The organism is Rhizobium sp. FG96, from assembly GCF_057808655.1.
Window position 1 is genome coordinate 1 of record NZ_JBMDIL010000009.1, and the last position, 12,312, is coordinate 12,312.

The window sequence follows — 12,312 nt, forward strand, 5'->3', positions numbered from 1 at the left end:
AGGCGGCGGTGTAGAAGGACAATGCCAAAAACAGCGACATGAATTCCGGGCCGACCAGTCCGCCACCCGCGAGGTTGAATTTCCCGGCGATCGGCACGTCGAAGCTTAGGGGAGCGCCCACGGCCAAAAATGTCAGTAGCGGAAGGCCGAGCAGGATTGCGACCGACACCCAGATCGTATGGAACTGCTTGCCGGTTGCGGCCTGGCGCTTATGCGCCCAGCGCGCAAGGAAATAGACGACCACGATTGCTACGGCGAGCGCCACCGCGACAAGCCAGAAATTCTCGCCGAAAACTGGCTTGGGGAAGGCGAGGCCGCGATTGTTCAGGAACATGCTGAAGGGCAGGTGCAGGGATTCGCGCGGCTGCGGCAGCACGGCGAGAACGCCGGAATACCAGAAGAAGATGACGAGCAGCGGCGGGATGTTGCGGAACACCTCGACATAGACGGTGCAGAGCTTGGCAACCAGCCAATTGCGCGACAGGCGCCCGATGCCGACGATAAAGCCAACCACAGTTGCCGTGATAATCCCCGTTACCGCAACGAGAATTGTGTTCAGGATGCCGACGAGCAGAGCACGGCCATAGGTGGAATCGCTGGAGTAGGAGATCAGCGACTGGCCGATTTCGAAGCCTGCGCGCCCATTGAGAAATGCGAAACCAGAGGCCGTGTTGCTGCGCTGCAGATTCAGGACGGTATTGTGTGCCACCCAGAGAAGAAACGCAGCGAGCAGAATGACGGTCAAAGCTTGATAGAAAACTCCCCTGAACTTCGGATCATAAAGTGCCGACTGCAGCGTCCAGCGCTCCGTCGCCATTGATTTTCGATGTATGGCTTCTTGCGTCATGCCGAGCCTATCCCTCCCTCATGCGTCTAAACAATAGAAAGGCGCCAGACGCCTCTCTGATTTTCATACTGACTTGTGTGCTAGCCAACCGGTGGCGCGTATTGGATGCCGCCCTTGTTCCACAGGGCATTGAGACCGCGTTCGATCTTCAGCGGGCTGCCCTGGCCGACATTGCGTTCGAAGACCTCTCCGTAATTGCCGACGCCCTTGATGACGTTGTAGGCCCAGTCGTTGGTCAGGCCGAGATCCGTCCCGATCTTGGTATCGGCTTCGGTGCCAAGGAAGCGCTTGATATCCGGGTTCGGCGAGTTTCGCATCTCGTCGACATTGGCCTGCGTGATCCCAAATTCTTCCGCGTTCACGAGCGCGTAAGCCGTCCAGGAAACGATGTCGAACCACTGGTCGTCACCCTGGCGAACGGCCGGGCCGAGCGGCTCCTTGGAAATCACTTCCGGCAGGATCATGTGTTCATCCGGGTTCTTGAGTCCGAGACGCAGCGAGTAGAGGCCCGACCGATCGGCCGTATAGGCGTCACAGCGGCCGGAATCGTAACCGCTGTAAACCTCTTCCGATCTCTCAAAGACGACCGGGTTGTACTTGATATTGTTAGTCTTGAAATAGTCGGCGAGGTTGAGTTCCGTCGTCGTCGTTCCCGCCTGTACGCAGATTGCCGCGCCGGAAAGCTCAAGAGCCGATTTGACGTTCAGGCTCTTGCGAACGATGAAGCCCTGGCCGTCGTAATAGGTGACCGGACGGAAATTCAGACCGAGGGCGGTGTCACGGTTGATCGTCCAGGTCGTGATCCGCGAAAGGATGTCGACCTCGCCTGACTGAAGCGCCAGGAAGCGATCCTTCGGAGAGAGCGGCGTGTACTTCACCTTGGTCGGGTCGCCGAAGACGGCGGAAGCGACGGCCTTGCAGAAATCAACGTCGAAGCCGGCCCAATTGCCAGAAGCGTCAGGCTGCGAGAAGCCGAGCATGCCATCGGTCACGCCGCACTGAACGAAACCCTTAACCTTTACCGTTTCAAGCGTGGTTGCCGAAGCCGGGCAGGCGCTGAAAGCGAAAACTGCGGCGCCGGAGGCGGCGGCCAAATTCAGCGCAGTTTTCATCGGACACCTTTAGAGCAGACAAGGATGTTGGGCGGATCCCGGCCGATGATAGTCTCATGCCGGGATCCGTAAACATGTGTTCAAAGGAAAGGCGGCGAGCCGCCTTTCCCGCACGCCGGCGGCCGGTCAGCGCACCGGAGGCGCATACTGGATGCCGCCCTTGTTCCACAGGGCGTTGAGACCGCGTGCGATCTTCAGGGTGCTGCCCTGACCGATGTTGCGCTCGAAGACTTCGCCGTAGTTGCCGACGCCCTTGATGACGTTATAGGCCCACTCGTTGGTCAGGCCGAGGTCGGTACCGATCTTGGTATCGGCTTCGGTGCCGAGGAAGCGCTTGATGTCCGGGTTCGGCGAGTTCTTCATCTCGTCGACATTCGCCTGGGTGATGCCGAACTCCTCGGCATTGATCAGGGCGTAAGCCGTCCAGGACACGATATCGAACCACTGGTCGTCACCCTGGCGAACGGCCGGGCTGAGCGGCTCCTTGGAGATGATCTCCGGAAGGATCATGTGCTCGTCCGGGTTCTTCAGCGTCAGACGAACAGCGTAAAGCTGAGACTGATCGGTTGTGAAGACGTCGCAACGGCCGGAATCATAGGCGGCGTTGACTTCTTCGAGTTTCTCGAAAACGACCGGGTTGTACTGGAGGTTGTTGGTCTTGAAGTAGTCGGCGAGGTTGAGCTCGGTCGTCGTGCCCGCCTGAACGCAGATCGATGCGCCAGAAAGCTCCAGCGCAGACTTCACGTTCATGTTCTTGCGAACCATGAAGCCCTGGCCGTCATAGTAGGTGACCGGACGGAAGTTGAAGCCGAGAGCGGTGTCGCGATTGATGGTCCATGTCGTGTTGCGCGACAGGATATCGACTTCGCCCGACTGCAGGGCAGGGAAGCGGTCCTTGGCGGAGAGGGGCGTGTACTTGACCTTGGTCGGGTCGCCGAAGACGGCGGAAGCGACGGCCTTGCAGAAATCAACGTCGAAACCGGCCCAGTTGCCGGAAGCGTCGGGCTGCGAGAAGCCGAGCAGGCCGTTGTTCACGCCGCACTGGATGAAGCCCTTGGCTTTGACATCCTGCAATGTGCCGGCGGAGGCCGCCGAGGTACCGAGAGAAAGCATTGCCGCGCCGATGGCGGCCGAAACAAATAGCGTCTTCATTGGAAACCTTTCGATGAGAATGCAGCCGGCCGTTTGGCCGGCTGCCTGTTATGCGGGAGGATCAGTAACCCTGTGCGAGGCCAGCGCCTGCGCGGCTGTCCACGGCGCCGTTGTAGCGGGCGCCCTTGCCGGATTGGATTTCGGCGAGGTTCTTGCCGCCGACGATGATGCCGGCTGCCTGACCCCATTGCGGCCAATCCTCATCGGTCTGGAGCTTGTAGCCCATACCGGCCAGGATCTTCATCGTATCGGGCGACAGGCCATAGGGTTCGACCGAAACGTGATCCGGCAGCCACTGGTGATGGATACGCGGTGCGTCGATCGCTTCCTGAATGTCCATGCCGTGGTCGATGACATTCATGATCGCTTCGAGAGTGATCGTGATGATGCGCGAACCACCGGGGCTACCAATCACCATGAACGGCTTGCCGTCCTTCGAAATGACGGTCGGGCTCATCGACGACAGCGGGGCCTTCTTCGGCTCGATGGCATTGGCTTCGCCCTGAACCAGACCGAACATGTTCGGCGTACCCGGCTTGGAGGTGAAGTCGTCCATCTCGTTGTTGAGAAGGATACCGGTACCGTCGGCGACAACGCCGGCGCCATAGCCGCCATTGAGCGTGTAGGTTACCGCAACGGCATTTCCTTCATCATCGATGATCGAGTAATGCGTGGTTTCAGTATGTTCGCCCATGCCCTTCGGCATCAGCGCCGCGGAAACGCCGGCTCGGTTCGGCTCGATCTTCTTGCGAATATCAGCCGCGTAATTCTTGTCGACGAGCTTGGAGATCGGGTTCTGGACGAAGTCCGGATCGCCAAGGGCAGTGTTGCGGTCGACGTAAGCATAACGCATCGCCTCGACCATCAGGTGGACGGTTTCAGCCGAGCCCGAGCCAAGATAGGAAATCGGGTAGCCCTCGAGAATGTTGAGGATCTCGCAGATGATGACGCCGCCGGAGCTCGGCGGAGGCGACGATACGATATCGTAGCCGCGATAGCTGCATTCGACCGGCTTGTGCTCGCGTACCGCATACTGCTCGAAGTCTGCCTTCGTCAGAATGCCCTTCTTGTTGCCACTCGCCTTGACGATCTGATCGGCGATCTTGCCCTTGTAGAAGGCGTCTGCACCATCCTTTGAGATCGCTTCCAGCGAACCGGCAAGATCGGACTGAACCAGCTGATCGCCACTGGAGAAGGGCGTCCCATCAGCCTTTACGAAAATTGCCTTGGCTGCAGGATCTTTCGCCAGGCGATCACGATCGTGGTTCAGAGAAGCCGCGCCATACTGATCGAGTGCAAAGCCGTTCTTCGCGAGATCGATAGCAGGGGCAAGCAGATCCTGCCGGGACTTCTTCCCGTATTTTTCGCGGGCAAGTTCGAAGCCAGCGACGGAACCGGGCACGCCAACTGCAAGATATCCATCCAGGCTGGCACCCGCGACCGGATTGCCATCCTTGTCGAGATACATCGTGCGCGTCGCGGCGAGCGGCGCATGCTCTCTGAAGTCTATGAATGTCGACTTTCCGTCCTTGAGACGGATCGTCATGAACCCGCCGCCGCCAATATTGCCGGCCTCGGGGTAGACGACCGCAAGCGCGTATCCAACGGCAACTGCCGCATCGACAGCGTTGCCGCCGTTCTTCAGGACCTGAACGCCGGCCTCCGTCGCAAGGTGATGCGCTGTGACCACCATGCCGTGTTCGGCTTCGACCGGCGCGCGGGATGCGGCCTGCACCGGGTAGACTTGAGATAGACTGACAGACAGAGCAGCCGCAAACGCGAGCCCAGCCCGTCCAGGATGACTGAACATGGTATTCTCCTCCTCCAAAATATCCTGGAAACCTTGGGCGCACAGATCCCCGTCGCCGCGACGGCCGCTTGGCGGTCGCGTACGTTAAAGCTTCGAATGTGCCGTGGCCTCCTCACGTCGCCCATGTTAATGGACCAACAATCAGACCATTAGCCCAAGGTTCTTTTTGTTGTCAAGCGGTCGTTCGACAAGTTTGAAAGGGAATACGTGGGGATAGCGGCCCAAGATGAAACAGCACTTCGCACCGATGCGAGCCGTGCATTTTCGGTTGCGGATTCGATGCGGAAAAACCGAGACCCGGACAACCTTAGCGGTATAAATCCAGAATGATTAGCGGAAGAAATTTTCACGGGGCTGTGAGCAAAATTTCACAATCGTGGCGGTCGCGAGACGCGGCCCAAACCCCTCACCAAATGCTGCACGATGCGAAGCGAAGGCATACAGCATCGTACAGCATTCTGGGGCTCTGACCCGCGTATCCAGGGGCTATTTCATCGTTTTACGCAGCTTCTGGGAGCGACGCCATGTCGATGACGAAGCGATAGCGAACATCGCCCTTTTCCATGCGCTCGAAAGCCTTCTCGATGTCCTGAATATCGATCATCTCGCATTCGGGCAGAATGTTCTTGCGGCCACAGAGGTCGAGCATTTCCTGCGTCTGAGCAGGGGCGCCGCTCGGGCTTGCCGCGATCCGTCGCCGTCCCATGAGAAGCGGCAGGTTTGCGAACTTCGGCGTATCGAGAAGCGATCCGACGATAACAAGCGTACCATCCACATCGAGAAGGTCGATATAGGGTGAAATGTCGTGTTCATAGGGCACGGTATCGATGATGAGGTCGATGGCATAAGCCGACGCAGCCATCTGTTCGGCGTCGGTCGACAGCAACACCTTATCGGCGCCAAGTGCATGAGCCGTCGCCGCCTTGCCTTCGGAGCGCGTGATAACGGTCGTATGTGCTCCCAGCGCGGAAGAGAACTTCACGGCCATATGGCCGAGGCCGCCGAGACCGATGACAGCAACGCGCGTACCTGGACCGGCATTCCAGGTTCGAAGCGGCGAATAGGTCGTGATGCCGGCGCAGAGCAGCGGAGCTGCACGCTTCAGATCCAGTCCGTCCGGAATGCGCAGGACGAATTCCTCGCGCGTGACGATACGGTTAGAGTAGCCGCCATAGGTCGGTTCGCCTGAAATCCTGTCTTTCGAACCATAGGTCAGGGTCGCACCCTTGTAGCACATGTGCTGTTCGTTGCGGCGGCATTGGGTGCATTCCATGCAGCTGTCGACAGCCGTGCCGACACCGACGATATCGCCCACCTTGTAGCGGGAAACACCGCTGCCGATCGCCGAAACCTTGCCGATGATTTCATGACCCGGCACGAGCGGGTAGAGCGCGGGTCCCCAGGCGCTACGCGCCATGTGAAGGTCGGAGTGGCAGACACCACTGTAGAGAATATCGATGGCGACGTCCTCGGGGCGAAGGTCACGGCGCTCGAAGGTGAAGGGTTGCAATGGCGTATTGGCGTCCATTGCCGCGTATCCGGAGGCTTTCAATTGTCTTCCCTTTGCTTTTGTCTTGCGTGATTGATCGCAGGGAAGATTTAGCGCGGGGGATTACCAAAAATTAGCGGTAGAAAATTTGAAGAGTTAATGAGCCCAGCTCAACAATCACGAAATGCTTATCGGCAAAGATGCGCCCGCCCGGTTGCGAAAAAGCCATAATTGTTCCACCTACATCATTGTTTCGAAACGCGGCACCCAGAGTTGGATCAGAGCGGAATGCGCATACACTACGGATTATTCGGTCTTTTCCTTGCAGTTGCGCCGTCCGCGTATGCCCTGGAAGCTGCCCCGCCTGTCCTTGAGCCGCTGAAGCAGCAGGGCCAGGCAGCCCAGATGAGCGCGCAATTTCTGACGCGCTACAGCTACCGGCCGGTTCCGCTCGACGATGATCTCTCGGCCAAGATCATGGATAGCTACATCAAGGCGCTCGATCCCGACCGGACGATTTTCCTGCAGACGGACATCGATAAGTTCATGGCCGACAAGGGCAAGATCGATGATGCGATCGCCCAGCAGAACCTGCAGATCCCGTTCTCGATCTTCAATACCTATGAGAAGCGGGTCGTCGACCGCATGAATTATGCGCGCGGCCTCCTCAAGCAGAATTTCGATTTCAACGCGCGCGAGGATTTCGCCGTGCTGCGCGACAAGGCGCCGTGGCCGAAATCCGAGGCGGAGGCCGATGATCTCTGGCGCAAGCGCGTCAAGAGCGACTGGCTGCGCCTGAAGCTCGGCGGCAAGGATGACGCGGCGATCCGCGATACGCTCGACAAGCGCTACGAGAATACGCTGGAGCGCGCTTACAAATACAAGAGCGAAGACGTCTTCCAGACGTTCATGGACGCCTATGCGACCTCGGTCGATCCGCACACCGATTATTTCGGCGCAGCGGCTTCCGCCGATTTCGATATTTCGATGAAGCTCTCCCTGGTCGGCATCGGCGCCGTGCTGCAGGAGCGCGACGACTATACGACGATCCGCGAGCTCGTTCCCGGCGGTCCGGCACAACTGTCCGGCAAGCTTGCCGTCGGCGACCGTATCGTCGGCGTAGGGCAGGGGGAAAAGGGTCCGATCAAGGACGTGATGGGCACGCGCCTCGACGAGGTCGTGCAGATGATCCGCGGCGAGAAGGATTCCGTCGTTCGGCTCGATATCCTGCCGGCCGAAGCCGGTGCGGAGGGCAGCCATCACATCATCAGCCTGGTGCGCGACAAGATCAGTCTCGAAAAGCAGGCTGCCCGCAAGGACATTCTCACGGTCAAGGACGGCGACGCCACGCGCAAGGTCGGGGTCATCACGCTGCCGGCCTTCTACGAGGATTTCGAGGCGCGCCGGAAGGGCGACAAGGATTACAAGAGCGCCAGCCGCGATGTCGCGAAGCTTCTGCTTGAGCTGAAGCAGGAGGGCGTCGATAGCGTCCTGCTCGACATCCGCAACAATGGTGGCGGCTCGCTCAGCGAAGCGATCGACCTGACGGGCCTCTTCATCGGCAACGGCCCGGTCGTGCAGCAGCGCGGCAGCGACGGCAAGGTGGCCGTGCAGAAGGCGGACTTCAAGGCTCCGGTCTGGAGCGGTCCACTTGGCGTGCTGATCAATCGCGGCTCGGCTTCGGCTTCCGAAATCTTTGCTGCAGCCATTCAGGACTACGGCCGTGGCGTGATCATCGGCGAGCAGAGCTTCGGCAAGGGCACGGTGCAGACCGTGGTGGACCTCGACGAGATGGCCAATAACAGCAAGCCGAAGTTCGGCGAACTGAAGGTCACCATCGCGCAGTTCTTCCGCATCAATGGCGGCACGACGCAGCTGCGTGGCGTAACCCCCGATATCAGCCTGCCCGGCCTTTCGGACCCGTCGACATTCGGCGAGACGAGCTACGACAACGCGCTGCCCTGGACGCAGATCAAGGCCGCGAAATATTCGCCGGAAGGCGACGTCACGGCGATGCTGCCGGAATTGCTGAGCCGCCACGACGCGCGGGTGAAGAACGATCCTGATTACAAGAGCCTGCTGGAAGACATTGCCGACCTGAAGGCGCAGCGCGAGAAGGGTACCATTTCGCTGAACGAGGCCGAGCGCCGCAAGGAGCTGGCAGCCCGTGAGGCCCGGCTGAAGTCCCGCGCAGCGGTGACCGGTGGCGACGATCCCGATGCAGATGACGGCCTGCAGTCGAACGAACGCAGTCTGAGCGCCGATCTCGCGATCGAAAATGCCCGCAAGAAGGCAAAGGACGTGCTCTTGACCGAAGCTGCCGCCATCGTCTCCGACGAAGCGGATCTGCTGCAGGCGTCGCCGAAGGCCGCTCAGAAGTAAATGAAACGGCGCCGGTGGAAAGCCACCGGCGCCGCTTCCAACTCAGACGCCGAGCGCCTCGCACGCCACCTTGGCAATCGTCTCGGCGCCGATTTTCAGCGCGGCTTCATCGACCCGGAATTGCGGATGGTGCAGCGGGTAGATCGAGCCCTCGGCCTCGTTGCGAATGCCGAGCCTGAAATAGACCGATGGCCGCTTCTCGCTGTAGAAGCCGAAATCATCCGCCGCAGTCCAGCCGGGCGCCGCAATCGAAGTGCCGTTCCCAAAGAGCTGATCCGCTGCCGACGAAACGATCTGCGCCAGCGCCGCGTCATTGACGACCGGCGGCTCTCCCTCGATCAGCTTGAACTCGACCATTGCGCGGTGGGCGGCGGCAAGCCCCTGCAGGATTTCATGAACCCGCTCGCGGGCCCGAAGCCGGGTCGCCGGGCTGCCGCTGCGGATCGTTCCCTTCAGCCGCACGGTGTCGGCAATGACGTTATAGGCGCCACCACCCTCGATACCGGTGATCGACAGCACCAGCGGATCATAGGCATCGGTCTCGCGAGCGACGATCTTCTGCAATTCCGAGACCATGGCGCAGGCCGCGGCAATCGCATCTACGCCTTCCGCCGGTTTCGCTGCATGGGCGGAGGTTCCCCTGACGATGACATCGAAAATATCACTCGCCAGCGTATAGGGTCCGCCTGAGACCGAGATCTTCCCGGTCTCAGTATAGGGGTCGACATGGATGCCGATCGCCGCGTCGATATCGTCAAGCAGGCCTTCCTCGACGACACGCCGCCCGCCGAGCGGCTCTGCCTCTTCGGCCGGCTGGAAGATGAAACGGACCGTCCCGGCAAAGCTGTCGCGATGCCGGTGCAGGTGAGTGGCCGCGGCAAAGACCATCGCCGCATGCGCATCGTGCCCGCAGGCATGCATAACACCGGGTTTCACCGAGGAAAACGCAACACCCGAGCGCTCCTCGATCGGCAGCGCATCGATATCGGCGCGCACCGCGACCTTGCGGTTGGAGAAGCCGCCGGTACCTGTAATGTCGACCGAGATGCCATAGCCTGCGACATCACGGATCTCAGCCAGTCCCTCGGCCTCCAGCTGCGCACGAAGATAGGCCTGCGTTTCGGCCTCCTCGTTGGAAAGCTCGGGATGGACGTGGAGGTGCCGGCGCACGGCAATCATCCGCGCGACAAGCTCGGCAGGCAGCTGATCAGGCCTTGGCATGGATTTCTCTCGGCAGGTTGGTCAGCGTCTCCGCGCCGGTCCCGGTTACCAGAATCGTCTCGCTGACCTCGAGACCCCATCCGTCCATCCACATTCCGAGAATGGAGTGGATGACATTGCCGGGCTGCAGCACGCTCTTGTCGCCGGGGCGAAGGCTGATCGTGTGCTCACCCCAATCCGGCGGGTAGGCGACGCCAATCGAATAGCCGATGCGCGACTCCTTCTTCAAACCATAGCGCTCGATGACCTTGCGCCAGGCGAGCTCGACATCTTCGGCCAGCACACCCGGCCGGATCGACGACAGGACCGCCTCCATGCCCTCCAGCACCGCCTTTGCCGTCTCGGTCACCTGAGGAGACGCCTTGCCGAGCTGCATGGTGCGCGCCAGACCCGCCGTATAACGGCGGCAGACACCGGCGAGCTCCAGCGCAATCGTCTCGTCCTTGCCGAAACGGCGGTCGCTCCACATGATGTGCGGCGCCGAGGCGTTCTCACCGCCGAGGATGGTCGGGGGCAGGGCAGTGATATCGCCTGCATAGTCGGGACTTCCGGCCACCTGCGCGGCCTGGATTTTGGCGATTGCATCGCATTCGCGCACACCCGGCGCAATCGCATCATAGGCGGCCGTCACAGCCGCTTCCGCCAGGCGCGATGCCTTCCTGAGATAGCCGATTTCGGCCGGGCTCTTCACCGAGCGTATCCAGTTGACGAGGAGATCGGCGTCCACGAACGTCGCGTTCGGCAACCCGGCGACAAGGCGCGCATGCGCCTTCGGCGAATAGTAATAGGCCTCCAGCTCGATACCGATCCGGCGTCCGCCCCAGCCTTTCGAGACGATCCATTGGGCGATCCAGTCCATCGGATGGCGATCGGCCTGCTGCACGTAAGGCTCCGGGAAGCCGACGACGTTCTCCGGCTTCATCCACGCCGTCAGCAAGCCGCCCGCCGCATCCATGGCACGCCCCAGCCAGACCGGCTCGGCGCCGTCTTCGACCGGCACCAGCACCGTCTGCGGCGTATAGAAAGACCAGCCGTCGTAACCGGTTATGTAATGCTGGTTCGCGACGTCGTTGATCACCAGAAGCTCAAGCTCGTGCCTGCGCATCTCGGCGCGGATCTTTGTGAGCCGCTCCTGGTATTCCTGCCGTTCGAACGGTAGCTGGATCATTCTTGCCCCTCTCTATGCCTGCCGTTGCGCTGCCTCGCGCACCATACCCGATGACAAGAGCTTGGCACCTGAGGCGCAAATTTTTGGTCTAAAATAGTGGCGCCGCATAGACGATCTCTCTTTTCACGCCGGCGCTTCTTGAGAAGGTGGAGACCAAAGGCTACCGTTCGAGACCTTCAAGACGCAGAGAGAATCTCCCATGGAAAACCGCTCCTACTATTCCCCGCCAGGCGGACTTCCGCCGCAGACCGATCTGCTCTCCGGCAAGGCCGTGTTCACGACGGCATATGCGGTTATCCCGAAGGGCGTGATGACCGATATCGTCACCAGCTATCTGCCGCACTGGACGAAGACCCGCGCCTGGATCATCGCCCGCCCGATGACCGGTTTCTCCGAGACCTTCTCGCAATATATCATGGAAGTGGAACCCGGCGGCGGCAGCACAAAGCCGGAATCCGAGCCGCGCGCCGAAACGGCAATCTTCGTCGTGGCGGGCACGCTGGCGATCGGCCATGAAGGACGCGTCCATCACCTCAACGCCGGCTCCTTCGCCTTCCTGCCTGCCGGAAGCGCCTGGACGCTGCAGAACGACGGCGCCGACGCCGCGACCTTCCACTGGATCCGCAAGGCATTCCAGCCCGTCGAGGGATTGGAGCCGCCGCCCGCGATCTTCACCCACGAAGACGAACACCCGCCGGGCGCCATGCCGGGCACCGAAGGCAAGTGGGCAACGACCCGCTTCATCGACCCCGCCGATATCCGCTACGACATGCATGTCACCATCGTGACCTTCGAGCCGGGCGCCGTGATACCCTTCATGGAAACCCACGTCATGGAACACGGCCTCTACGTCCTCGAAGGCCGCGCCGTCTACCGCCTCAACCAGGACTGGGTGGAAGTCGAAGCAGGCGATTTCATGTGGCTGCGCGCCTTCTGCCCGCAAGCCTGCTACGCCGGCGGCCCGGGCAAGTTCAGGTACTTGCTCTACAAGGACGTCAACCGGCATGCGCCGCTTTGGTAGGGGTGAGCCGAGACGATTTTGTCATTTAACGAATGAGGTGAACGTGCGAGTCTAAGCCCACGATACCAATAAGACTTTCATCTCACGCTTGGCATGCCTGAGTGTTCCAT

General features: G+C 60.5%; 9 protein-coding genes. 2 read left to right on the plus strand and 7 right to left on the minus strand.

What is annotated here, in order from left to right; translation table 11 throughout:
- The 5 genes from ACODR6_RS18545 to ACODR6_RS18565 all read right to left on the minus strand — a co-directional run.
- On the minus strand, nucleotides 1-847 hold an 847-nt coding region (locus ACODR6_RS18545), incomplete at its 3' end, for an amino acid ABC transporter permease (protein WP_489023489.1).
- Between the two features lie 80 nt (nucleotides 848-927).
- Nucleotides 928-1,959, minus strand: a complete 1,032-nt coding sequence (locus ACODR6_RS18550) for an amino acid ABC transporter substrate-binding protein (protein WP_489023491.1) — start codon at nucleotides 1,957-1,959, stop codon at nucleotides 928-930.
- Nucleotides 1,960-2,085: 126 nt separating this feature from the next.
- Nucleotides 2,086-3,111: an amino acid ABC transporter substrate-binding protein gene (locus ACODR6_RS18555; protein WP_489023493.1), complete on the minus strand. Its 1,026-nt coding sequence runs from the start codon at nucleotides 3,109-3,111 to the stop codon at nucleotides 2,086-2,088.
- A 61-nt stretch (nucleotides 3,112-3,172) separates the two neighbouring features.
- Nucleotides 3,173-4,921, minus strand: coding sequence for a gamma-glutamyltransferase (gene ggt / locus ACODR6_RS18560; protein ID WP_489023495.1), 1,749 nt, complete (start codon nucleotides 4,919-4,921; stop codon nucleotides 3,173-3,175).
- A 499-nt stretch (nucleotides 4,922-5,420) separates the two neighbouring features.
- Nucleotides 5,421-6,449 carry an NAD(P)-dependent alcohol dehydrogenase gene (locus ACODR6_RS18565; protein ID WP_489023497.1) on the minus strand — a complete coding sequence of 343 codons (1,029 nt, stop codon included), beginning with the start codon at nucleotides 6,447-6,449 and terminating at the stop codon, nucleotides 5,421-5,423.
- A gap of 249 nt (nucleotides 6,450-6,698) precedes the next feature.
- On the opposite strand from ACODR6_RS18565, the gene ACODR6_RS18570 reads away from it, so the two are divergent.
- Nucleotides 6,699-8,792 carry a carboxy terminal-processing peptidase gene (locus ACODR6_RS18570; protein ID WP_489023499.1) on the plus strand — a complete coding sequence of 698 codons (2,094 nt, stop codon included), beginning with the start codon at nucleotides 6,699-6,701 and terminating at the stop codon, nucleotides 8,790-8,792.
- 42 nt (nucleotides 8,793-8,834) lie between these two features.
- Here the strand turns inward: ACODR6_RS18570 and ACODR6_RS18575 are convergent, their stop codons facing one another.
- Together ACODR6_RS18575 and ACODR6_RS18580 are read right to left on the minus strand one after the other, a co-directional pair.
- On the minus strand, nucleotides 8,835-10,013 hold the full coding sequence (locus ACODR6_RS18575) for a M20 metallopeptidase family protein (protein WP_489023501.1): 1,179 nt from the start codon (nucleotides 10,011-10,013) through the stop codon (nucleotides 8,835-8,837).
- Nucleotides 10,000-11,181, minus strand: a complete 1,182-nt coding sequence (locus ACODR6_RS18580; RefSeq protein WP_489023503.1) for a M24 family metallopeptidase — start codon at nucleotides 11,179-11,181, stop codon at nucleotides 10,000-10,002. The genes ACODR6_RS18575 and ACODR6_RS18580 overlap by 14 nt, the downstream gene beginning before the upstream one ends.
- A gap of 199 nt (nucleotides 11,182-11,380) precedes the next feature.
- Between ACODR6_RS18580 and ACODR6_RS18585 the strand changes: the two genes are divergently transcribed.
- Nucleotides 11,381-12,202 carry a bifunctional allantoicase/(S)-ureidoglycine aminohydrolase gene (locus ACODR6_RS18585; RefSeq protein ID WP_489023505.1) on the plus strand — a complete coding sequence of 274 codons (822 nt, stop codon included), beginning with the start codon at nucleotides 11,381-11,383 and terminating at the stop codon, nucleotides 12,200-12,202.
- Nucleotides 12,203-12,312 lie beyond the last annotated feature (110 nt).